The organism is Streptomyces sp. Ru71, assembly GCF_002920535.1.
Classification (GTDB): domain Bacteria; phylum Actinomycetota; class Actinomycetes; order Streptomycetales; family Streptomycetaceae; genus Streptomyces.
The window spans coordinates 58609-80983 of sequence record NZ_PQSS01000001.1; the positions used below are offsets into that span (position 1 = coordinate 58609).

18 protein-coding genes and 1 pseudogene are annotated in these 22375 nt (G+C 73.1%); 12 read left to right on the forward strand and 7 right to left on the reverse strand.

The window, feature by feature from the left end; all coding sequences use genetic code 11:
• Positions 1–101: 101 nt before the first annotated feature.
• The 3 genes from hsaA (C3489_RS00330) to C3489_RS00340 all read left to right on the forward strand — a co-directional run bounded on the left by hsaA (C3489_RS00330) (position 102) and on the right by C3489_RS00340 (position 4760).
• Positions 102–1268: a 3-hydroxy-9,10-secoandrosta-1,3,5(10)-triene-9,17-dione monooxygenase oxygenase subunit gene (gene hsaA / locus C3489_RS00330; protein ID WP_103778534.1), complete on the forward strand. Its 1167-nt coding sequence runs from the start codon at positions 102–104 to the stop codon at positions 1266–1268.
• Between the two features lie 97 nt (positions 1269–1365).
• Positions 1366–2994 carry a FadD3 family acyl-CoA ligase gene (locus C3489_RS00335; protein WP_103778536.1) on the forward strand — a complete coding sequence of 543 codons (1629 nt, stop codon included), beginning with the start codon at positions 1366–1368 and terminating at the stop codon, positions 2992–2994.
• Between the two features lie 200 nt (positions 2995–3194).
• Positions 3195–4760, forward strand: a complete 1566-nt coding sequence (locus C3489_RS00340; protein ID WP_103778538.1) for an FAD-dependent oxidoreductase — start codon at positions 3195–3197, stop codon at positions 4758–4760.
• A gap of 209 nt (positions 4761–4969) precedes the next feature.
• Here C3489_RS00340 and C3489_RS00345 read toward each other — a convergent pair whose 3' ends face one another.
• Positions 4970–6424 (reverse strand): FAD-dependent oxidoreductase, encoded by a 1455-nt coding sequence (locus tag C3489_RS00345; RefSeq protein WP_103778540.1) that lies wholly within the window; start codon positions 6422–6424, stop codon positions 4970–4972.
• A gap of 226 nt (positions 6425–6650) precedes the next feature.
• On the opposite strand from C3489_RS00345, the gene hsaA (C3489_RS00350) reads away from it, so the two are divergent.
• The 7 genes and pseudogenes from hsaA (C3489_RS00350) (at position 6651) to C3489_RS00380 (ending at position 13672) form a co-directional block, all read left to right on the forward strand.
• Complete coding sequence (gene hsaA, locus C3489_RS00350; protein WP_103778866.1) at positions 6651–7817, forward strand: 3-hydroxy-9,10-secoandrosta-1,3,5(10)-triene-9,17-dione monooxygenase oxygenase subunit; 1167 nt, start codon at positions 6651–6653, stop codon at positions 7815–7817.
• A 12-nt stretch (positions 7818–7829) separates the two neighbouring features.
• Positions 7830–8690 carry a 4,5:9,10-diseco-3-hydroxy-5,9,17-trioxoandrosta-1(10),2-diene-4-oate hydrolase gene (gene hsaD, locus C3489_RS00355; protein ID WP_103778542.1) on the forward strand — a complete coding sequence of 287 codons (861 nt, stop codon included), beginning with the start codon at positions 7830–7832 and terminating at the stop codon, positions 8688–8690.
• A gap of 141 nt (positions 8691–8831) precedes the next feature.
• The gene (locus tag C3489_RS00360) at positions 8832–9725 is read left to right on the forward strand and encodes a VOC family protein (protein ID WP_103778544.1); all 894 of its coding nucleotides are present in this window, start codon (positions 8832–8834) and stop codon (positions 9723–9725) included.
• Entirely contained in the window at positions 9713–10213 is a 501-nt protein-coding gene (locus tag C3489_RS00365; RefSeq protein WP_258054504.1) for a flavin reductase family protein, read from the forward strand. The genes C3489_RS00360 and C3489_RS00365 overlap by 13 nt, the downstream gene beginning before the upstream one ends.
• 31 nt (positions 10214–10244) lie before the next feature.
• Positions 10245–11115, forward strand: a pseudogene (locus C3489_RS00370) (MaoC/PaaZ C-terminal domain-containing protein).
• A 48-nt stretch (positions 11116–11163) separates the two neighbouring features.
• The gene (locus C3489_RS00375) at positions 11164–12837 is read left to right on the forward strand and encodes an FAD-dependent oxidoreductase (protein WP_103778546.1); all 1674 of its coding nucleotides are present in this window, start codon (positions 11164–11166) and stop codon (positions 12835–12837) included.
• A 22-nt stretch (positions 12838–12859) separates the two neighbouring features.
• Positions 12860–13672 (forward strand): SDR family NAD(P)-dependent oxidoreductase, encoded by an 813-nt coding sequence (locus tag C3489_RS00380; protein WP_103778548.1) that lies wholly within the window; start codon positions 12860–12862, stop codon positions 13670–13672.
• A gap of 91 nt (positions 13673–13763) precedes the next feature.
• Here the strand turns inward: C3489_RS00380 and C3489_RS00385 are convergent, their stop codons facing one another.
• The 4 genes from C3489_RS00385 to C3489_RS00400 all read right to left on the reverse strand — a co-directional run bounded on the left by C3489_RS00385 (position 13764) and on the right by C3489_RS00400 (position 17537).
• Positions 13764–14714: an alpha/beta hydrolase gene (locus C3489_RS00385; RefSeq protein WP_258054505.1), complete on the reverse strand. Its 951-nt coding sequence runs from the start codon at positions 14712–14714 to the stop codon at positions 13764–13766.
• Positions 14711–15457, reverse strand: a complete 747-nt coding sequence (locus C3489_RS00390) for a glucose 1-dehydrogenase (protein WP_103778550.1) — start codon at positions 15455–15457, stop codon at positions 14711–14713. Before C3489_RS00390 ends, C3489_RS00385 begins: the two co-directional genes overlap by 4 nt.
• Complete coding sequence (locus C3489_RS00395; RefSeq protein ID WP_103778552.1) at positions 15457–16587, reverse strand: LLM class flavin-dependent oxidoreductase; 1131 nt, start codon at positions 16585–16587, stop codon at positions 15457–15459. Before C3489_RS00395 ends, C3489_RS00390 begins: the two co-directional genes overlap by 1 nt.
• Before the next feature lie 185 nt (positions 16588–16772).
• Entirely contained in the window at positions 16773–17537 is a 765-nt protein-coding gene (locus C3489_RS00400; RefSeq protein WP_103778554.1) for a glucose 1-dehydrogenase, read from the reverse strand.
• 640 nt (positions 17538–18177) lie between these two features.
• Here C3489_RS00400 and C3489_RS00405 point away from each other — a divergent pair.
• On the forward strand, positions 18178–18888 hold the full coding sequence (locus tag C3489_RS00405; RefSeq protein ID WP_258054506.1) for a TetR/AcrR family transcriptional regulator: 711 nt from the start codon (positions 18178–18180) through the stop codon (positions 18886–18888).
• A gap of 95 nt (positions 18889–18983) precedes the next feature.
• Here C3489_RS00405 and C3489_RS00410 read toward each other — a convergent pair whose 3' ends face one another.
• Positions 18984–19352 carry a thioesterase family protein gene (locus tag C3489_RS00410; RefSeq protein WP_103778556.1) on the reverse strand — a complete coding sequence of 123 codons (369 nt, stop codon included), beginning with the start codon at positions 19350–19352 and terminating at the stop codon, positions 18984–18986.
• A gap of 116 nt (positions 19353–19468) precedes the next feature.
• A complete protein-coding gene (locus C3489_RS00415) occupies positions 19469–21178 on the reverse strand; it encodes an FUSC family protein (RefSeq protein WP_103778558.1) in 1710 nt (569 codons plus the stop codon).
• Between the two features lie 122 nt (positions 21179–21300).
• Here C3489_RS00415 and C3489_RS00420 point away from each other — a divergent pair, with 122 nt between their 5' ends.
• The gene (locus tag C3489_RS00420) at positions 21301–22089 is read left to right on the forward strand and encodes a metalloregulator ArsR/SmtB family transcription factor (protein WP_103778560.1); all 789 of its coding nucleotides are present in this window, start codon (positions 21301–21303) and stop codon (positions 22087–22089) included.
• Positions 22090–22375: the final 286 nt, after the last annotated feature.

Genomic DNA, 22375 nt, shown 5'->3' on the forward strand with positions numbered 1-22375 from the left:
GATCCCATCTGCTGGGAAGAGGGTATTTCGTTTCGGAACAGTAACGCGTACGTTCCCCCCATCGCCCCAGGACGAGCCGAGGACCCGGAGAGGGATTGCGCATGCGCGACGACGACGTTCTCACGGCGGTCCGCGACCTGGCCCCCGCCCTGCGCGAGCGCGTGGCCGAAGCCGAGGAGCAGCGCCGCCTGCCCGACGCCTCCGTCAAGGAACTCGCCCGGACCGGCTTCTTCCGGCTGCTGCAGCCCAGGGCGTACGGCGGACTCGGCGCCGACCCGGCCGTCTTCTACGCCGCCGTGAAGGAGATCGCCAAGGCGTGCGGCTCGACCGGCTGGGCCGCCGCCGTCCTGGGCGTGCACCCCTGGCACGTGGCCCTGTTCGATCCGCGGGCCCAGCGCGAGGTGTGGGGCGAGGACGACTCCGCCCGGATCTGCTCCTCGTACACCCCGGTCGGCACCGTCACCGCCGTGCGCGGCGGCTTCCGCATCCGCGGCCGCTGGTCCTTCTCCTCCGGTTGCGACCACGCCCGCTGGGCGCTGCTCGGCGGACTCGTCACGGACGGCCAGGGCCGGCCGGTCGACATGCGGACCTTCCTCGTACCGCGAGACGCCTACCGGGTCGACGACGTGTGGGACACCGTCGGTCTGCGCGGCACCGGCAGCAACGACATCGTCGTCGACGACGCCTTCGTGCCCGAGCACCGCACGCTCGGCTACGGCCCGATGAGCGCTCTGCGCTGCCCGGGGCAGGAGGTCAACACCGAACCGCTGTACCGGCTGCCGTACGCCGCCGTCTTCACCACCGCCATCTCGACCGCGATCGTCGGCATCGCCGAGGGCGCGTACGAGGACCACGTGGCGACCGTCCGCGAACGCCTGCGCGTCTCCTACGGGCAGCGGGCCGCCGAGGACCCCTTCGTCCAGGTCCGTATCGCCCGCGCCGCCGGTGACATCGACGCCGCCTGGCTGCAGCTCACCCGCAACATCGCCGACCTGTACGCCCGCGCCCGCGCCGGCGACGTGCCCCCGACGTCCCTGCGGGCCCGGACCCGCCGGGACCAGGTGCTCGCCACCGAGCGCGCGGCCGGCGCCGTGGACCTGCTGCTGGGCGACGCCGGCGGCCGTGCCCTGCGCACCGGCGGCGTCCTGGAGCGCGCCTGGCGGGATGTGCACACCGGCCGTGGCCAGGCTGCCAACGACGTCGAGCGCGCCCTCGTCCTGTACGGCAAGGACGCGCTCGGCATCGACATCCACGACCCCATGGTCTGAACCCCGCGCCTCGCCGCCCCACCCCGGCGCCCTCCTCGCCGCGCGCCCCGCACGCACGGCCGCGGCCCCCTTCTTCCACCCCTGAACGGAAAGAGTCATGACGAGCGTGTTCAACGACCGGCCGGGGACACGGCCCCAGGCCCCCGCCACTCCCGCCACCCTCGCCCAGCTCGCCGACTTCGCCGCCCACGCCCACGGCGAGCAGGAGGCCCTCGCCGACGGTGAGGTCCGCTGGACCTTCACCCGGCTGCGCGACGAGGTGCACGCGGCCGCCCGGGCCGCCCTCGCCCACGGGATCCGCCCCGGCGACCGCGTGGCCGTCTGGGCGCCCAACACCCGCCAGTGGATCGCGGCCGCGCTCGGAGCCGTGTCCGTCGGCGGCGTCCTCGTGCCTCTCAACACCCGCTACAAGGCGGCCGAGGCCGCCGACATCATCCGGCGCAGCGGCGCCCGGCTGCTGTTCACCGAACGCGGCTTCCTCGGCACCGACTACGTGGCGATGCTGCGCGACTCGGGCGAGGACCTCGGCCGGCTCGGCCAGACGGTGGTGCTGCGCGGACCGGCCGACGACTCGACGCTGGGCTGGGCCGACTACCTCGCCGCGGGCGAGCGGACACCCGACGCCGAGCGGGCCGCCCGCGCCGCCGCCGTCCGCCCCGACGACCTCGCCGACATCCTCTTCACCTCGGGCACCACCGGACGCTCCAAAGGCGTGATGACCACCCACGGCCAGACACTCCGCGTCTTTGAGGAGTGGTCCGGGGTGGTCACCCTGCGCGCCGGGGACCGCTATCTGCTGGTCAACCCGTTCTTCCACGTCTTCGGCTACAAGGCCGGTGTCGTCGCCTGCCTGCTCAACGGCGTCACCATGCTGCCCGAGGAGGTGTTCGACCTCGACCGGATCCTGCCCCTGCTGGCCCGGGAACGCGTCAGCGTGCTGATGGCCACACCCACCGTCTTCACCTGCCTGCTCGACCACCCCCGGCGCACCGAACACGACCTGAGCGCACTGCGCCTGGCCGGCGTCGGCGGCACCGGCGTCCACCCCGAGCTGATCGAGGACATCCGCGGCCGGCTGGGCATCCCGGCCGTGTTCAGCGCCTACGGCCTCACCGAGTCCACCGGAGTGGTCTCCATCTGCCCGCCCGACGCGGACGCCACCACCGTGGCGACCACCGCCGGACCGGCGCTGCCCGGCACCGAGATACGGGTCGTCGGCGCGGACGGCACTGCGCGCGGGCCGGGGGAGGCGGGCGAGGTGGTCGTGCGCGGCTACAACGTGATGCGCGGCTATCTCGACGACCCGCAGGCCACCGCGGACACCGTCGAGGCCGACGGCTGGCTGCACACCGGAGACGTCGGCGTGCTCGACGAGCGCGGCTATCTGTCCATCACCGACCGGCTGAAGGACATGTACATCGTCGGCGGCTTCAACGCCTACCCGGCCGAGGTGGAGAACGTCCTGCGCGGCCACGACCGGATCGCCGACGTCGCGGTCGTCGGCACCCCCGACGAACGCCTCGGCGAGGTCGGCGTCGCCTTCTACGTCCCGGCACCCGGCGCGCGACCGGACCCGGCGGAGCTGACCGCCTGGGCGCGGGAACGGCTCGCCAACTTCAAGGTGCCCCGCCGCTTCCTCGCCGTACCGGAGCTGCCGCGCAACGCCGGCGGCAAGGTCCTCAAGGGCGAACTGCGGCGCGCGGCACGGCAGTCCACACCGTCCTGAACCGACGGGGGCGGGGGTGCGCGGACCTCGCAGGCGGCCTGCGGCCCGGTCCTCGTCGCCCGCGAGGTCCGCTCCGATCCCTGATCCCGCTCACCGGGAAACCACGATGGCCGCCGCCTGCCACGTCCGCGAATACTCGGCGTGCGCCGACCGAGCGCGACCCCCCCCACACCGACAACCCACCCGATGCGAGGGATGCCATGGCGAACACGGACAACAGGTGGGACCAGGAGTGCGACGTGCTGGTCGTAGGCTCCGGCGGCGGCGCCCTCACCGGCGCCTACGGCGCGGCCGCACGCGGCCTGGACACCCTGGTCATCGAGAAGACCGAGTACTTCGGCGGCACCACCGCCTACGCCGGCGCCGGCCTGTGGCTGCCCGGCAACCAGGCCCAGGAACGGGCCGGCCTGACGGACTCCGCCGACCTGGGCCGCGCCTACTTCCGCGCCGTGGTCGGCGACGCCACCGACCACGACCTCCAGGACGCCTACCTCGACCGCGCCGCGGAGACCGTCGCCTTCCTTGAGGACAACCCGCACGTCCGCTTCGAGTACCGGCCGTTCCCCGACTACTACGCCGCACCCGGCCGGTTCGACGCCGGCCGCGCCGTCTTCCCCGTCGATCTGCCTTTGCCCGACGCACCGCACCCACTGCTGGCGGCCGTCCGGCCCCCGGCCTGGGCCGAGCGGCTCGGCCTGCCGGTGCCCGACGGGCCGCTCACCGACGGCCGCGCCCTGATCGGCCGGCTGCTGCTGGCCCTGGAGTCCACCGGCAACGGCCGCACGCTGCTGGGCACCGGCCTGACCCGGCTGCTGACCGAGGACGGCCGCGTGACCGGCGCCGAGGCCGAAGCCGGCGGCCGCACCCTGCGCATCCGCGCCCGCCGCGGCGTCCTGCTCGCCGCCGGCGGCTTCGAGGCCAACGCCGAGCTGCGCCGCGCATGGCAGGGACTGCCGGGCGCCGACTGGACGATGGGCGCACCCGGCGGCAACACCGGACAGGCGCTGCTCGCCGCCGTCGAGGCCGGCGCCGCCACCGACCTGCTCGACCAGGCCTGGTGGTGCCCCTCCCTGCGCTTCCCGGACGGCTCCGCCGCCTTCACCCTGGGTCTGCACGGCGGCATCTTCGTCGACGGCTCCGGCCGCAGGTTCGCCAACGAGTCACTGCCGTACGACCAAATGGGCCGTCAGATGCTCGCCGCTGAAGCGGGCACGGGTCCGGACAACCCCGTCTGGTGGGTCTTCGACGGCCGGTTCGGCGACGAACTGCCCGGCATCACCGTCGTCCCCGCCGACCGAACGGCCTTCAGCCGGGCCGGGCTGTGGCACACCGCGGACACCCTCGACGCCCTCGCCGCGCGGATCGGCGTCGACGCCGGCGCGCTGTGCGCCACGGTGGCGACCTTCAACGGCCATGCGGCCGACGGAGTGGACACCGACTTCCACCGCGGCGAGGACCCCTACGACCGCTTCTTCGCCCAGGGCGAGGGCGCCAACCCGTGCCTGGTGCCGATCGAGAAGGGGCCGTTCCACGCCGTGCGGATCGTCCTCGGCGACCTGGGCACCAAGGGCGGCGTGCGCACCGACACCCGGGCACGGGTGCTGCGCGCGGACGGCACGGCGATCCCGGGCCTGTACGCGGCGGGCAACACCACCGCCTCGGTGTCCGGCCCCTGCTACCCCGGCCCCGGCGTACCGATCGGGTCCGCCATGGTGTTCGGCCACATCGCGGCGGAGGACCTGGCGGAACGGACGGACGCGCGGTGATCGTCGATCCGGTGTGACGGCCCGGCCGCGTCGGGGAGTGACGGAGTGCGTCACGCCGGAGCGGCCGGGCTGGTCCGGGTGGAGAGACGTGTCCGCGCCGGCCGAGCGGGAGCCGGTGCCGCGTGGCCGGCCGGACGACGTGCCCCTGCGCTCACCGGGGACGCCGGCCACGGGGCGCGGCCCGCGTCCGCACCCCGCGCTCCGGTGCGCTAGCGGCCGAGGGCCGCGCCGCGTCCCGCCCGGCGGCCGAAGAAGCTGCCGTCACCCAGGGAGGCGCCGCTGGCGTATCCCCAGGCGGCGATGCCGGCCGTGGCCCGGCCCGCCGCGTACAGGCCCGGGATCGGCTCGCCGCTGACATGCAGCACCTCGGCGTCCGTGCCGGTGGTCAGCCCGCCCAGCGCGAAGCCCGAGGTCATACCCCGCAGGTCCACCGCGCCCAGCGGGCCGCGCAGGGGCCGTACCCAGCGCGCGGCCTTGTGCAGCAGCGGGTCCCGGCCGTGCTCGGCGTGCCGGTTGTAGACCTCGACCGTCGCCTCCAGAGCTCCGGGCGGCAGTCCCATCTCGGCGCCGAGCTCCGCCGCCGAGCCGCATACCCACGTCGGCCGCAGCTGGAGGAACTCCGGCGCGGCGGAGACCCGCCCGGCCTCCTCGAACCCCTCCTCGTCGAGCACGAGGAACGTCTCGTCGCCCTGCTGGAAGAGCGCGGCCTGCCCGATCCGCCCGGGGTAGGTGTCCTCGTTGATGAACCGCTGGCCCCGGCCGTTGACCACGATCCCGCGGATCAGGTACTGCGGATCCATGTGGACGGCGACCTCGCAGGCGTCCATGTGCGCGACCCCCGCGCCCAGCCCCTGCGCGAGCCTGACCGCGACGCCGTCGTGCTCCTCGACCGCCGAGCCCGGACGGCCCACCAGCAGCGGGGCGTGCGCCGCCAGCATCTCCTCGTTGTAGGTGAAGCCGCCGGTGGCGAGCACCACACCGCGCCGGGCGCGTACGGTGACCCGCTCGCCGTAGCCGCGCGCCACCACGCCGCACACCCGGCCGTCCCCTTCGACCACCAACTGCTCGATGCGCAGGCCGAAGTGCGCCTTCACACCGAGCCGTTCCGCGGTCTCCACCAGGGGCTTCATGAGCATGTAGCCGCCACCGCGCTCGCCGGTGCGCTTGTTCTCCATACGCGGCAGATGACCGCGCGGCGCCGGCCGCACCATCTCGCTGAACGGGTGGGCGTTCTCCCCGCCGGAGTACATCAGGCCCTCGTCGCCGGCGGGTTCCCAGGCGGGTTCGCCGTAGAACACCGGCCGAAACGGCACACCGCACTCCACCAGCCAGTCGAAGTGCGCGACGCTGCCCTCGCAGTACGCGGAGATCTTCGCCGCGTCCGCCCCCGGTCCCATCGCCGCCGTCAGGAACGCGGCCATGTCCTCCGGAGAGTCCTCGAACCCGCAGGCACGCTGCAGGGCGGTGCCCCCGCCCAGGTAGATGAATCCGCCGGCCAGGGCGGCGGCCCCGCCCCAGCCGCCGGCGCGTTCCAGCACCAGCACCTCGGCGCCGGCCCTCGCGGCCTCCACGGCGGCCGCGGCTCCGGCCACCCCGTACCCGGCGATCACCACGTCTGCGGTGAGGTCCCAGGTGCCGACATCCGCTGCTGCGCACGGTCTCATGCCGTCGTCTCCTCTCCTCGCGGAATGCGGCCAGGAGCGTAGGGCGGCCATGGCGCGGGGCACACGCACCGGCTCCCGGTGACCGGGAAAACATTCCGCCCCGGGCGGCCGTCCCCGGTGGCCGCAGCCCCTTCCCGCTCAGTGGGAGCCGCGTATTTCGCTTCGGGACAGCACGCCGTACGGTCCTGCCACTTCCGCCGCCACGCCCACCCGAGAGGGGATGTCCATGGCCGAAGACGTACTGGCCGCGATCCGCGCGCTCGCCCCGACGTTGCGCGAGCGCGCGGCCGAGGCCGAGGAGCTGCGCCGCGTGCCCGACACCTCCGTCAAGGAACTGGAGGACACCGGCTTCTTCCAGCTGCTCCAGCCCAAGGCCTTCGGCGGCCGGGCCGCCGACCCCGTGGTCTTCTACACCGCCGTCAAGGAGATCGCCAAGGCCTGCGGCTCGACCGGCTGGGTCGCCTCCGTCGTCGGCGTGCACCCCTGGCACGTCGCCCTGTTCGACCCGCGCGCCCAGCAGGAGGTCTGGGGCCAGGACCCCAAGACCCGCATCGCCTCCTCCTACGCCCCGACCGGCAAGGCGACCCCTGTCGACGGCGGCTTCAAGCTCTCCGGCCGCTGGCACTTCTCCTCCGGCTGCGACCACACCCAGTGGGCGCTGCTCGGCTGCCTCGTCCCGGACGCCGACGGCAACCCCGTGGACATGCGCACCTTCCTGATCCCGCGCACCGAGTACCGCATCGACGACGTGTGGGACACCGTCGGCCTGCGCGGCACCGGCAGCAACGACGTCGTCGTCGAGGACGTCTTCGTACCCGAGCACCGCGCGCTGAGCTTCGGCCCGGTCACGGCCCTCCAGGTGCCGGGGCACGAGCTCAACGACGAGCCGCTGTACCGGCTGCCGTACGCCGGCGTGTTCACCACCACCATCTCCACCCCCATCGTCGGCATCGCCGAAGGCGCCTACGAGGCCTACCTGGACGCAACGAGGCAGCGCTTCCGCGTCTCCTACGGCCAGAAGGTCGCCGAGGACCCCTTCGCACAGGTCCGCATCGCGCGCGCCGGCAGCGACATCGACGCCTCCTGGCTCCAACTGAGCCGCAACATCGCCGAGATGTACGATCTCGCCCGGCGCGGCGAGGAGATCCCGATGGCCCTGCGCACCCGCACCCGCCGCGACCAGGTCCTCGCCACCGAGCGGTCGGTCGCCGCACTCGACCTGCTGATGGAGAACGCCGGCGGCAACGCCATGCGCACCGGCCCGCACCCCGTGCAGCGCGCCTGGCGCGACGCCCACACCGGCCGCGGCCACGCCGCCAACGACCCGGAGCGGGCGCTGGTGATGTTCGGGCAGAGCGCGCTCGGCATGGACATCCACGACTCGATGGCCTGAGAGGGGCACCGCATGGCACAGCTCACCTACGCGTCCACCTCCCGCACGGCCAAGGCGGCCGGACTCACGCTGCACTATCACGAGGCGGGTCCCGAGGACGCCCCCGTGGTGATCATGCTGCACGGCGGCGGCCCCGGCGCCTCCGCCTGGAGCAACTTCGGCCGCAACCTGCCCGTGTTCGCCGAGCACTTCCGCACCCTGCTGGTCGACCAGCCCTGCTTCGGCCGCTCGGACAAGCCCGAACTCGACAAGGACTACTTCAGCTACAGCGCGGGCTCCGTGGCCGCCCTCATGGACGAACTGGGCATCACCCAGGCGCACGTCGTCGGCAACTCGCTCGGCGGCGGGACGGCCGTCCGCATGGCCCTCGACCACCCCGGCAAGGTCGGCAAGCTGCTCCTGATGGGCCCCGGCGGTGTCTCCGTCAACCTCTTCGCCCCCGACCCGACCGAGGGCATCAAGCGGCTCCACGAGTTCAACGCCGCACCCGAGCCGACGAAGGAGCAACTGCGCGCCTTCCTCGGCGTCATGGCCTACGACCAGTCGATCGTCACGGACGAGTTCGTCGAGGAGCGCTGGGCCTCGGCCACCGACCCCGACAACCGGCTGGGCAGCGCCCGCATGGGGGCCGCCTTCGCCAACCCGGCCTGGGCCGAGGACTGGATGCTGTGGCGTGAGGCCCATCGCATCACCCACCCGGTGCTGCTCACCTGGGGCCGCGAGGACCGCGTCAACCCGCTCGACGGGGCGCTGGTCGCCCTGAAGACCATCCCCGACGCCCGCCTGCACGTCTTCCCGCACTGCGGCCACTGGGCGCAGACCGAGCAGGCCGACGAGTTCAACCGCCTCGCGGTCGACTTCTTCTCCCACTGACCGGTCCCGGCACCTTCTCCCACTGACCGGTCCCGGCACTTTCTCCCACCGACCGGGCTCCGCGCCTTCTCCCACCGATCGGGCCCCGCGCCTTCTCCCACCGACCGCACCCCGCACACCGCTTCGACCGAAAGGCCGACCATGGACATCCGAGCTCTCGGCTACCTGCGCCTGGAGACCACCAAGCTCGCCGAGTGGCGCACCTACACCCTCGACGTCCTCGGCATGGTGGAGGCCGCCGGCACCACCGAGGACACCCTCCACCTGCGCATGGACGACCGCGCGTACCGCCTCACGATCCAGGCGGGCGACAGCGACCGGCTGCTCGCGGCCGGCTGGGAGGTCGCGAACGCCGCCGCCCTCGCCGAGGCCACCCGGGAACTGGAGGCCGCGGGTCACGCCGTCAAGCCGGCCGACGCCGCCGAACTCGCCGAGCGCCGCGTGCGCGGCATGGTCCACGTGAGCGACCCCGGCGGCAACCCGCTGGAGATCTACTGGGGCCAGGCGCAGGACCACACCCCGCTCGGCACCCCCTACGGCAACCGCTTCGTCACCGGCGACCTCGGCCTCGGCCACGTCGTGCTGCCGGTGCCGGACATCGACGCCGCGCTGGACTTCTACGAGAACCTGCTCGGCTTCCAGCTGCGCGACTCGATGAAGCTGCCGCCGCAGGCCGTCCCGACCGCCGCCGAGCAGCGGGACTTCCACTGGATGCACTTCCTGAGCCCCAACCGCCGCCACCACAGCCTCGGCCTGTACCCCGGCGCGCTGCCCCCCGGCATCGTCCACTTCATGGTGGAGCTGGAGACCCTGGACGACGTGGGCCGCGGCCTGGACCGGATGAACGCCGCCGGCATCCCGATCGCCTCCACGCTGGGCCGCCACACCAACGACCACATGGTGTCCTTCTACGCGCAGGCCCCCGGTGGCTTCCAGGTCGAGTACGGCTGGGACGGCCTGATCGTCGACCCCGCCACCTGGGTGGCCAAGGAGATCACCGCCGACAGTTTCTGGGGCCACCAGTGGAACGGCTGAACGACCACCGGATCGACGCGGCCGTCTTCCGGGACGTGCTCGGTCGCTTCGCCAGCGGCATCACCGTGGTGGCCGGCCTGGACGACGGCGAACCCGTCGGCTTCGCCTGCCAGTCCTTCGCCTCCCTCTCCCTCGACCCTCCGCTGGTCATGCTGGCCGTCGGCAAGTCGTCCACGAGCTGGCCGAGGATCGAGCGCACGGGCCGCTTCTGCGTCAACATCCTCGCCGAGGACCAGCGGGACACCTGCGCCGCGCTCGGCCGCAGCGGCCCCGACAAGTTCGCGCACATCCCGTGGAGCGCGGGCGCTTACGGCACCGTCCGCATCGACGGCGCCCTGGCCACCGTCGACTGCCGGCTCGCCGACGTCCACCAGGCCGGCGACCACTACATCGTCACCGGCGAGGTGATCGACCTCGCCGCCCAGGAGGACGGGCGGCCCCTGCTGTACTTCCGCAGCCGCTACGCCACCGGCACCTTCGCGAACTGACCGCCTTCCGCTCCCCCTCCGGAGGAACACCATGCCGATCGACGTCGAGAAGGCCACCTCCGCCCCGCCCGTACGGGCCGCGGCCGACTGGGACGACCGCGATGTGCGGCTCTACCACCTGGCGCTCGGCGCGGGCGTCCCGGAGACCGACCCGGCCCAGCTGCGCTACGTCTACGAGGGACACGAGCAGGGCCTTCAGGTGCTGCCCACCTTCGGCGTGGTGGCCGGCGGCACCGGGGGGAGTGGGGTTCCAGGTCTTCGAGACGCCGGGCGTCGACATCGACCTGGCCGCCGTGCTGCACGGCGGCCAGGAGATCACCGTGCACCGCCCGCTGCCCGCCACCGCCCGGGCCACCACCCTCACCCGCATTCCGGCCGTGTACGACAAGGGCACGGCCGCCGTCATCGTCCAGGAGTCCACCCTCCTCGGCGAGGACGGCGCACCACTGATCACCCAGCGCAACCAGATCTTCGTACGCGGCGAGGGCGGCTTCGGCGGCGACCGCGGACCCTCCGCCCGCCTGCCCGCACCCGACCGGGAACCCGACCTGGTGCTGGACATCCCGACCCTGCCTCAGCAGGCGCTGCTGTACCGGCTCGCCGGCGACTGGAACCCGCTGCACGCCGACCCCGCCACCGCCCGCCGCGCCGGCTACGACCGGCCCATCCTGCACGGGCTGTGCACCTTCGGCATGGCGGTCAGAGCCGTCACCGACCGTCTGCTGGACGGCGACTCCTCCCGGATCACCGGATGCGGGACGCGCTTCGCGGGGGTGTTCCACCCCGGCGAGACGCTGCGGCTGCGCGTCTGGCGCACCGGCGACGCCTACCGGCTGACCGCGAGCGCCGTGGACCGCGCCGACGCGCCGGTCCTCACCGACGCCCACGTCACCGCCCGCTGACCCCCGCAGCTCCCGCCCGCTGATCCCCGCTCACCGAGAGAGGACCCCATGAGCACCGAGTGGGACCACACCTATGACGTCGTGGTGGCCGGCTCCGGCGCCGCCGGCCTTGCCGCGGCCCTCACCGCCCGGCTGCGCGGACTGAGCGTCCTGGTGGTGGAGAAGACCGACCGCTACGGAGGTACGACCGCCCTGTCCGGCGGCGCGATCTGGGTGCCGAACAACTTCCACCTGGACGCCGCCGGCCTCGGCGACACCCCCGAGAAGGCCCGCGCCTACCTCGACGCCACCGTCGGCGACCGGGTCCCCGCCGCCCGCAAGGACGCCTACATCGAGCACGGGCCGCGCATGGTGCGGGAGTTCAACGACCGCACCCACGTGAGGTTCGTCCACACCCCCGGCTACTCGGACTACTACCCGGAGCGCCTCGGCGGCTACCCGCAGGGCCGCTCCGTGGAACCGGAGATCTTCGACTTCCGCCGGCTCCCGCCCGAGCAGCGCGCCACCATGCGCCGGGCCGGGCTGCCCACGTACGGACTCACCATCACCTCCCGGGAGTTCCGGCATCTGAACATGGTCGCCCGCACCTGGGCGGGCAGACGCACCTCGGCCAAGGTCGGCGCCCGGGCGGTCGCGGCCCTGCTCACCGGCCGCAAGCTGCTCTCCCTCGGCGAGGCGCTCATCGCCCGCATGCGGCACTCGCTGCACGCCCTGGGCGGCGACCTGTGGCTGTCCGCCCCGCTGACCGGGCTGGTCGAGGAGAACGGCCGTGTCACCGGCGTCCGCGTCCACCGCGCCGGCCGGGACCTCACCGTCCGGGCCACCGGCGGCGTGGTCCTCGCCTCCGGAGGCTTCTCGCACAACCAGCAACTCCGCGAGAAGCACCTGCCCTTGCCGACGTCCACCGAGTGGAGCTCGGCCCCCGAGGGCCAGGACGGGGACGCCCTGGAGATGGGCATGGCGGTCGGCGCGGCCGTCGACCTGATGGACAAGGTGTGGGGTGCGCCGTCCGCGGTGCCGCCCGGCGGACGGCCGTTCTTCCTGGTCGCCGACCGCGGCATCCCCGGCATGGTGATCGTCGACTCGGCGGGCGAGCGCTACGCCAACGAGGCCGCCCCGTACCACGAGTTCGTCGACGCCATGTACGTGGCCGACAAGCCCGGCGCGAGCACCGTGCCGTCCTGGATGATCCTCGACGCCACCGCCAAGGCCCGCTACCTCTTCCTCGGCCTGTTCCCGGGACAGCCCTTCCCCAGGCCCTGGCTGGAGAGCGGCTTCGTCAAGAAGGCCGACACCGTGGAGGAACTCGCCGGACGCATCGGTGCGGACCCCGCCCGGCTGCGCGCCACCGTGGACCGCTTCAACGGCTTCGCCCGCGCCGGCCGCGACGAGGACTTCCACCGCGGCGACAGTGTCTACGACCGCTACTACGGCGACCCGACGCTGCCCAACCCCAACCTGGCACCCCTGGAGAAGGGCCCCTTCTACGCGGTCCCGGTGCACCCCGGCGACATCGGCACCAAGGGCGGCCTGGTCACCGACGCCACCGCCCGGGTGCTGCGCGAGGACGGCACCGCCATCGAGGGCCTGTACGCCTCCGGGAACGTCTCGGCCGCGGTCATGGGCGAGACCTACCCGGGGCCCGGCGCCACCATCGGCCCCGCCATGACGTTCAGCTGGCTCGCCGTCGACCACATCGCACGACACCACAGGACGCGGTAACCGTCACAAGAGGGAGCGACACATGCGGCGATTCGAGGGGCGCTCAGCCCTGGTCACCGGCGCGGGCTCGGGCATCGGCCGGGCGACCGTGCTGCGGCTGCTCACCGAGGGCGCGACGGTCGTGGCCGCCGACGTCTCGGAGGCCGGCCTGAAGGACACCGCGGGCCTGGCCGCCGTCCACGCCGGACGGCTGCACACCCGGGTCGTGGACGTGGCGGACGAGTCCTCGGTCCGCGAGGCCGTCGCCGGCGCGGTGACCGACCTCGGCGGCGGACTGGACGTCCTGGTCAACGCGGCCGGCATCCTGCGGTCCGCGCACACCCACGACACCCCGCTGGACCTGTGGAACCAGATCCTCGCGGTCAACCTCACCGGCACCTTCCTGACGACCCGTGAGGCGCTGCCCGCGCTGCTCGCCGCCGGCCGGGGCGTGATCGTCAACTTCAGCTCCACCGCGGCGTCCTTCGCCCACCCCTACATGGCGGCGTACGCGGCGAGCAAGGGCGGCATCCAGTCGTTCACCCACGCCATCGCCGCCGAGTACGCCAAGCAGGGCCTGCGGGCGGTGTGCGTGGCGCCGGGCAGCATCGCCAGCGGCATGACCGACGGCTCCGGTGCGAGCGGCCGCAACCGCGGTCCCGGGCTGCCCGAGGACTCCGACTGGGAGCTGTTCGGCAAGCTGAGGCCGGCCCTGTTCGGAGAGGGCTTCGCCGACCCGGCGACGGGCTTCGTCGGCCCGGAGGCCGTCGCGGGCGTCGTGGCCATGCTCGCCTCGGACGACGGCGCCTTCGTCACCGGCACCGAGGTGCGCATCGACGGCGGCACCCACATGTGAGACCACGGGCCCACCGAAAAGGGGTCCCGGCCCGGCACCGAGCCGGACCGGGACCCCTGTCCGTCGGTCGTCACCGATTCGCTTCCCGATCTCAGGGTGTGAGTACGTCCCGCAGGGCCTGGGCCGCCTCGGTGAGCGCCCGGTCGGCCTCCGGCAGCACCCCGCCCAGCCCGAGGAAGCCGTGGAACACACCCGGCCAGACCCACACCCGTGGCGCGGCGCCCGCCGCTCGCAGACGCCGGGCGTAGCCGAGACCGTCGTCGCGCAACGGGTCGCACTCGGGCAGGACCACGACCGCCGGCGGCAGCCCCGTCAGGTCGGGGGCGAGCCCGGGGGAGGCGTACGGGTGCGCGCCGTCACCGTCGTCGCCGAGATACTGCTCCCAGTACCAGCGCATGTGCGCTGTCGTGTGAAAGAAGCCCGTCGCGTACGTCGTGTACGAGGCGGCCTCCATACGGTGGTCGAGCACCGGATACGCCAGCAGTTGGCCGGCGATGCCCGGGCCGCCGCGATCCCGGGCCATCAGCGTCACGGCCGCCGCGAGATTGCCTCCGCTGCTGTCCCCGGCGACGGCCAGCCGGCGCGGATCACAGCCGAGCCGGGCCGCATGGGCGGACACCCACGCGGTGACCGCGTACGCGTCCTCGGCCGCCGACGGGAAACGGTGCTCCGGGGCGCGGCGGTAGTCGGCCGAGACGACCAACGCGCCTGTGTGGAGGGCGATTTCACGGCAGATGCCGTCATGGGTGTCGAGATCGCACAGCACCCAGCCGCCCCCGTGGAAGAACACCACCACCGGCAGCGGTTCAGCGGAGCCGGCCCGGGGCTCGTAGACGCGCACCGGCACATCCGGTGCACCCTCCGGGCCGGGCACGGACCGGTCCGTGACCCGGGGGAGCGGCCGTACCGCCCGCGACCGGGCACCGGCCCGGGAGGCCTGCCGGAAGGCGTCCGGTTCGACGGGCCCGCGGGCCGGATCGGGAAAGCCCGCCGACATGACGTCGGCGAGCTGCCGGGCTCGTGGGGTGAGGGGATCGTTCACTTGGCCGTCAGTCCGCCGTCGATGGCGAACTCGGCGCCGGTGACGTACGCCGAGGCGTCGGAGACCAGGTACAGCACCAGCTCCGCGACCTCCTCGGGGCGGCCCATCCGGCGCAACGGCACGTTCGGCCACTCCTGCCGGCCGGCATCGGCGCCGAGCGCGCCCGCGACCATCGGGGTGTCGACCATGCCCGGGTGGACGGAGTTGACACGGATGCGATGCCGGGCCAGGTCCAGCGCGGCGGACTTGGTCAGCCCGCGCAGCCCGAACTTCGTGGCCCCGTAGGAGGCGTGGCCCTCGATGCCGACCAGCCCGGCGGTGGAGGAGATGTTCACGATCGACCCGCCGTCACCGGTGCGGCACATCGCCGGGACGACGGCCTGGACACCCAGGAACGGCCCGACGAGATTCACCTCCAGCAGCCGCCGCAGATTCTCCTCGGTGTCCTCCTCCACCGGCGCGGTACGCCACAGCGCCGCGTTGTTGACCAGCGCGTCGATCCGGCCGAACGCGTCGAGGCCGGCGCCGACGACCCGCTGCCAGCCGGCCGCGTCGGTGACGTCGTGCGGGACGAACAGCCCGTTCTCGCCGAGGTCCTTGGCGACGGTGCGTCCCTCCTCCTCTCGGACGTCGGTGAGCACCACGCGCGCACCCTGCTCGGCGAACAACCGCGCCTCGGCGGCACCCTGTCCGCGGCCTGCTCCCGTGACGACGACGACCTTGCCGTCCAGCCGCCCCGCCATCACGCGGCCCCCGTCTCAAGGGCACGGAAGTGCGGGATGACCTTCTCACCCCACTGCCGGATGGTCTCCATGCACACCTCCTGTGGCACGGTGCCCATCTGGATCAGGCACATGACCTCGTCGACGCCGATCTCGCGCAGTTGGTCGACGTAGGCGATGGCGGTCTCGGCGGTGCCGTAGGCGTGCTTGGCGTTGAACTGGCCGGTGTCGACCGGGCGGACCGGGATCCTCGCCTCGTGCAGCTTGGCGACCAGGTCCTCCCGGTCCTTCTCCATGGCGGCCACGTGGTCCTCGTCCTCGTCGTACCCGGTCGGCGCCGGGCCGTTGCCGTACCAGTGGGCGATGGACTCGGCGAAGAACCGCTGCCCCCGGGTGCCGATCCGGTGCGCCCGCTCGGCGTCGTCCAGCACGATCGTCGGACACAGCGCGGAGAAGTGGTTGTTGACCTCGCTAGACACGAACCGCTCGCCGCTGCGGGTGGCGATCGCCTCGTCGTACACCTTGCGCATCGCGCGCACGTCGTCCGCCCCGGCGAAGCCCATCACCAGGGCGCCGATGCCGAGTTCGGCGGCGAGCTTGAGCGTGTCGTGCTTGCTGCACGCCATGAACAGCGGCGGGTGCGGGTCCTGCACCGGGCGGGGGAGCACGGCACCAGGGCCGATGTCGAGCGAACCGTGCCACTCGAACTCCTCCTCCCGCCAGGCACTGCTGAAGATCCGCAGCGCCTCCTCCATCTGCGGGTAGGTGTCCTCGGCGCGCACCCCGTACATCGACATCTCCTGCCGGGTGGCGCCCCGTCCGGCGCCGATGTCGACGCGGCCGCCGGAGAGCACGTCGAGCATGGCGGCGCGCTCGGCGACCCGGACCGGGTGCTGGTAGCCGAACGGCATCGTCACCACACCGTGACCGATACGGATACGGGAGGTACGGGCCGCGACCCAGGTGAGGAACACCTCGGAGGCGCTCATGTGGGCGTACTGCGTCAGGGAGTGGTGCTCGACCGCCCAGATCCGGTCGAAGCCCATCTCCTCGGCGTACACGGCCTGTTCGACGCAGTCGTGGATGACCCGGCGCTCTGCCTCGGGGGACGGGTCGGCGGTCTGCGCCTCGAAGATCATCGAGAACTTCACGGCGGACTCCTCGTCTGTATTACTGGTCGAAATATTTCTAGCAGTCATACAGGGGGCGGTGGGAGGGACGGGCTGCGGGGCTCCCGCTGAGTGGGAAAGCCGGGCGGAGGAGGGCATGAAAAAGCGCCGGACCCGTTGGCCCGGCGCTCCTGTGCGGGTGATGCTCCTGGGTGTCCCCGCTTCCCCTACTGCCCCATCACGTACGAGACGGTCGGTCCGGCCGTCCAGCCACCGTCGACGGCGAGTTCGGCGCCGGTGACGTAGGACGCCGCGTCGGACAGCAGGAAGACCACCGCCTCGGCGATCTCGGCGGGCTCACCGACCCGGCCCATGGGTGTGTTGGGGTAGTTGCCCTCGCCGCGCTGAATGCCGGTCCGGGCGGTCATGGGGGTGTACGTCATGCCCGGGTGCACCGAGTTGACCCGGATGCGCTCGATGCCCAGCTCCACGGCCGCCACCTTGCTCAGCCCCCGCACACCCCACTTCGAGGCGCCGTACCCGGCGGTGAGCGCGAGACCCATGAGGCCGGCCGCGGAGGAGATGTTGACGATGGAGCCCGCGCCGCGAGCCCGCAGCGCCGGCACGACGGTCTTCATGCCGATGAAGACACCCGTGAGGTTGACGTCGACCACCTTGCGGAAGCGCTCGACCGACTCGTCGGTGAAGAGCGAACCGGTGGCGATACCGGCGTTGTTCACCAGTCCGTCGAGGCCACCGAACTCGGCGACGGCGTAGTCGACCGCGGCCTGCCACTCCTGCTCGGAGGTCACGTCGTGGTGCAGGTACCGGGCCCGCTCGCCCAGCTCCTTCGCGGTGCGGGCGCCCTCGTCGTCGAGAACGTCGGTGACCACGACGTTCGCCCCGGCGGCGACGGCCTGCCGGGCCGCCTCGGCGCCGAGGCCGCGGGCGCCGCCGGTGATCAGGACGGTCTTTCCTTCGAGTGTGTGCATGGGGGGTCCTTTCGGGAGTGGGGGCTGGGGGGTGCGCTTGCACCTTATGCCTGTGTGGCACGACATGCCATATGGCACGTTGTGCTGAATGGCATGATGTGCTGTATGGCACGGCGTGCCGGGTGGGGCGGGTTGCCGTGCTGCGTGGGGTGCTGTGGGGAGTGGTGTGCCTGCTGGCTGGGCGTGCGGCGCGGCATGACGTGCCGCCTGGCTGGGGGTGCGGTCCGGGCATGGCGTGCCGCCGGGCACACCGAGCCGCCCGGCAGGACGCGCCTCTCGGCATGCCGTGCCGTCCGTCGTGGCGTGCCCCCTGGCCTTGGCGTGCGACCCGGCACAGCGCGCCGCCCGGCGCAATGTGCCGCCCGGCGTGGCGTGCCCGCTGGCCTAGCGCGCGCCCCCGGCACCGTGCGCCGCCCGGCACCGTGCGCCGCCCGCCACCGTGCGCCGCCCGGCATGGCATGCCACCCGGCCCACCGCGCCCCTTGGCCCGGCGTGCGACCCGGCACAGCGCGCCTCCTGGCGCACCAAGTCGCCCGGCGCGACGCGCCTCTCCGCGCGGCATGCCGCCCGTCACGGCATGCCGTCACGGCATCCGCCAGTAACCTGAAGAGGTGAGGTCCAAGATCAGGAGGACGGACAGGTGACGCCCCTGCCCGCGTACGACGGGACGGCCACGCGCTCGCCCCTGACCCAGCGCCGTATGGCCGGTACCCGGCGCGAAATCGCCCGCGTGGCCTGCCGTCTCTTCGCCGAGCGGGGCGCCGACGCCACGACGGCCGAGGAGATCGCCGCCGAGGCGGGGGTGGGTCTGCGCACCTTCTACCGCTACTTCCGCAGCAAGGAGGACGCCGTCGAGCCGATGCTCGCCGACGGTGCCCGCCGGTGGCTGTCCATGATCCCGGACACGCCCGGCACCCTGCCGGACACCGACGCCCTCCGCGAGCTCGCCGTCACGGCGCTCACCCCCGAGGACGAGCAGGCCGCGGAGGCGATGCGGCTGACCGGCGGTCTGCTGCGTGCCGCCGAGGAGGATCCCGCGCTGCGGACGGTGTGGGCGCGTATCAACCTGGAGGCGGAGCAGGCGCTCGCGGCCCAGTTGGCCGAACGTGCGGGCACGGCGGCCGATCCGTTCACGGTGCGCATGCTGGCGGCGGCCGCTGCCGGTGCCATCCGCGTGGCGGTCGAGGAGTGGGCGAGGCACCCGGACGCCCCCACGGTCGGCCGAGGATCCCCCTCCGACCTGGTGACCCGTTCCGTGCTCGCCCTGACGGCCGCCTTCCCGGGCCGACGGCGCGTCAGCGAGCCGCCCGCGTCCCCCTCGCCGGCCCGGCGGCGAGCCCGTTCGAACTGACCCGTCTCCGCCGCGGGCCTGACCCGCACGTCCCCGTTACCCGGTGCGGGGGCCGGCACTGGTCGGACTCGGCATGCGACTGACCGAGCCCCGGGTCACCCCGTGCCCTGCACCGCGACGGTCCCGAGGAACCGTTCCCGGTCGACGACCGCTCGGTCGATCTCACCCGTCGCGATCAGCCGGCCGGAGCCGTCGACGGCCTGCACGGGGAAGGTGAGACGCCGCCCGTCGGCGGTGGACGGCGGCTGCGCGCTGACCTCCACCAGCGTGCCCACCCCTGACGCACGCAGGTGCTTCACCCGGATGGCGGTGCCGACGGTCGTCTGGCCCGCCCCGGTGAAGGGCGCTGCGGCCTCCATAGTCGCCGCCTCCAGCCACGCGATCAGTCGCGGGGTGGCGAGTACGGGTACGTCTCCGCTGCCCAGCGTGGTCGCGGTGTCGGCGTCGGTCACCTCATGGCGCATCCCACCACGCTAACCCGACCTGATCACCGAGCTGCGCCGCACCCCCGTGCACATGCTGCGCCGCACCTCCGTGCGCACGCTTCGCCGCACCCCCCTGCGCACTGCTCCGGCAACGCTCAGCGAGCGTGCTGGAGCCGTTCCAGCAGCGCGTAGGCCCGCTGCTCGGTCGTGGCCGGCGTCGCGGGGTCGATGCCCGCCGGCCACAGTTCGCCCGCCGCGGCGTCGTCGGCCTCCCGCAGCTCCACCACGGCCACCGCCAGACGCACCTGCACGACCGGGTGCGGCGGCGCCGAGCGGTCGGCCAGCGCCCGCTCCGCCAGCTGCAGCGCCTCGGTGCACGCCTCCAGTGCTCGCTCCACCCGCAGCGCGGCCCGGTCGTGGACCACCAGCAGGGCACAGGCCAGTCCCACCACGATCCCGAGGATGCTGGCGAGCCCACGGTCGAGGACCAGGACCCCGGCGGCGGACGGCGTCGCCAGATCGCTGAGCAGGAGGGCCAAGGGCGTGAGAAAGACGACGCCCAGACCGTAGTTGCGCACCACCACGTACTCCAGCAGGAACTCCAGAGCCACGATCACCAGGGTGAGCGCGGTCGGTGCCGGCTGCGTGGCCAGCACGCCCAGGGCGATCAGCAGTCCCACGCCGGTGCCGAGGGTGCGCTGGACCGCGCGCTGGGCGGTGGTGCGCACATTGACCGAGTGCAGGACGGCGGCGGCCGAGATCGCCGCCCAGTAGCCGTGCCCGAGACCGAACAGGAGCGCCAGCCCACCCGCCACGCCGGTGCCGAGGGCAATGCGCAGCGCGGGCACGACCGGCACCCGCGGATGGGGGCCTCCGCGCAGGAGCTCCCAGGCACGCTCGTCGGACCAGGGCGAGGCCGCTCCCGCCGTAGTGGTGACGGGCGGCGTGAGCTCGGGAAGGAGCGGCGGATCACCGCGGCGCCGGTCGGCGAGCAGACCCGCCTGCCGGCGGAGCCGTCCGGGGAGAGCGGGCTCGCCGTCGGCCGGTCCGCGCGCGGAGCCGACCAGCAGCGACCAGGACAGATCGGCCAGGCGCACACACGTCATCTCCCGGTCGCCGCGCGGGGTTCCCGCCGGGGGAGCGAGCCCGAGACAGTGGTACGCCCGCAGGACGGCAGCGGTCGCCCGGTACCGGGACGGCCTTGTGCCGTCGTCCCCGGTCGCATCCAGCAGGTCGGCGAGCTCGCGCAGTGCCGACGCCACCGCCAGGCGCTGCGGCCGGTCCGGATGGGCGAAGCGGCCCAGCAGGGCCAGCGCCCAGGCCACCGCCGCACCGGCCGCGGCCATCGCCGTCTGCGCAAGGACGTCCGAGGGTGCCGGTCTGCCGCTTGCCGCCACCGCGAACGAGAACAGCAGCAGGACGGCGCCGAGTCCACCCAGTCGGGTCACGTCACAGGCGTACTTGGCCAGCCCCGCGACCACCGCCGTGGCTGTGACCACCACCGCCGCGCCGGCGCCGTACTCCCACGGCCGGGCCGCCGCGGCGAGCGCCGAACCGCAGCCCACGCACGCCGTCATGGCCACCGCGACGACGGCGAGCACCCGCGCCCGCCGGGGGTAGGGCAGGTTGCGGCCGAAGGTGGTGGTGAAGGAGCCGAGCATGGCGTACACGGCGAGGTCGGGCCGGCCGGCCAGCACGGCGGGCAGCGCCACGGACGCCGTGGCCAGCGCCGCCCGCGCGGCGAACAGCAGGGCTCCGTCGACCCGGTGCAGGGCCAGTGCACCGTGCGGCGACAGCACCCGCGACACGGCACCGACCGGACGCCGCTGCCACCGTCGGCGGAGCCGCCGTTCGGCCGCGGTCATGTCATCCCCCGATGGCGGGCGACGGGAACGCCGGGTGTTCGACGGCGGACGGTGGAGGCCGCCGTTGACAATAGGCAGGCAGAAACTTGCATAATGGGGTCATGAGCCTTGAGGTGAATGCGATGGACTCGGTCTTCAAGGCGCTGGCCGACCCCACCCGCCGACTTCTCCTCGACCGTCTGCGCGCGGACAACGGGCAGACGCTCAGCCGGCTGTGCGAGGACCTGGGCATGGCCCGTCAGTCGGCGACCCAGCATCTGGACATCCTCCAGCGGGCCAACCTCGTGACCGTGGTGCGGCGCGGCCGGGAACGGCTCCACTACCTCAATCCGACACCGATCCACGAGGTGCAGGAGCGCTGGATCTCGGAGTTCGACAGGCCCCGCCTGCAAGCGCTCGACGCCATCAAGAAACGCGCAGAGGAGTACGCCATGACGGACACATCCGCCGCCGTGCCGACCTACGTCTACGTCACCTACATCCGCGCGAGCGCGCAGCAGGTGTGGCACGCCCTGACGGACGCCGACCTGACGGCGCGCTACTGGGGGCATGCCAACGTGTCGGACTGGCAGCCGGGTTCGCGCTGGGAGCACCGGCGCGTCGACGGATCGGGTGCCGTCGACCTCGTCGGCCGGGTGATCGCGGCCGAACCCCCGACCCGCCTGGTCATCACCTTCGAGGACGCCTCCGAGGAGCGACGGGACAAGGAGGCGTCGGTGGTCACCTTCCTCGTCGAACCGCACCAGGACATCGTCCGGCTCACCGTGACCCACGAGAACCTGCCCGACCAGAAGGGGCTGAACGAGATCTCCCAGGGCTGGCCGGCCGTGCTGGCGAACCTCAAGTCGCTGCTGGAGACCGGTGAGGTCCTGCCGCAGGCGCCGTGGGAGATGGCCCCCACGCGCTCCTGAGCCGACGGTCCGGCACGCACACCGCTCAATGGGGTGCGGGGGTCGGGGCACGTGCCGCCTTCTTCCTGGAAAGGTCTTCGGAAAACCGGGGAAAGTCGTGTCGATCGCCCGGCTTCCAGCGTCGGGTCATTTCGCGCCGGCCGTCAAAGAGGGGCGGTCGATGCCGCGATAGGCCCGCCTTATCTGCCGATGTTCTCCCTGGCCAGACGCCTGATAAGCGGCGCCTATCAGGTCATCGAAAATGCCTCTTTGACATTTTCTCGGAACCGGGAAGAAGCTGCCCTTC

Bases quoted from the DNA above. Each gene is read 5' to 3' on its own strand.
- C3489_RS00380 (WP_103778548.1), top strand. From the start codon at position 12,860: ATGCGGCGATTCGAGGGGCGCTCAGCCCTGGTCACCGGCGCGGGCTCG.
- C3489_RS00400 (WP_103778554.1), bottom strand. From the start codon at position 17,537: ATGCACACACTCGAAGGAAAGACCGTCCTGATCACCGGCGGCGCCCGC.
- C3489_RS00420 (WP_103778560.1), top strand. From the start codon at position 21,301: ATGGACTCGGTCTTCAAGGCGCTGGCCGACCCCACCCGCCGACTTCTC.
- hsaA (WP_103778534.1), top strand. From the start codon at position 102: ATGCGCGACGACGACGTTCTCACGGCGGTCCGCGACCTGGCCCCCGCC.
- C3489_RS00390 (WP_103778550.1), bottom strand. From the start codon at position 15,457: ATGGCGGGGCGGCTGGACGGCAAGGTCGTCGTCGTCACGGGAGCAGGC.
- C3489_RS00375 (WP_103778546.1), top strand. From the start codon at position 11,164: ATGAGCACCGAGTGGGACCACACCTATGACGTCGTGGTGGCCGGCTCC.
- C3489_RS00335 (WP_103778536.1), top strand. From the start codon at position 1,366: ATGACGAGCGTGTTCAACGACCGGCCGGGGACACGGCCCCAGGCCCCC.
- C3489_RS00410 (WP_103778556.1), bottom strand. From the start codon at position 19,352: ATGCGCCATGAGGTGACCGACGCCGACACCGCGACCACGCTGGGCAGC.
- hsaA (WP_103778866.1), top strand. From the start codon at position 6,651: ATGGCCGAAGACGTACTGGCCGCGATCCGCGCGCTCGCCCCGACGTTG.
- hsaD (WP_103778542.1), top strand. From the start codon at position 7,830: ATGGCACAGCTCACCTACGCGTCCACCTCCCGCACGGCCAAGGCGGCC.
- C3489_RS00415 (WP_103778558.1), bottom strand. From the start codon at position 21,178: ATGACCGCGGCCGAACGGCGGCTCCGCCGACGGTGGCAGCGGCGTCCG.
- C3489_RS00340 (WP_103778538.1), top strand. From the start codon at position 3,195: ATGGCGAACACGGACAACAGGTGGGACCAGGAGTGCGACGTGCTGGTC.
- C3489_RS00360 (WP_103778544.1), top strand. From the start codon at position 8,832: ATGGACATCCGAGCTCTCGGCTACCTGCGCCTGGAGACCACCAAGCTC.
- C3489_RS00345 (WP_103778540.1), bottom strand. From the start codon at position 6,424: ATGAGACCGTGCGCAGCAGCGGATGTCGGCACCTGGGACCTCACCGCA.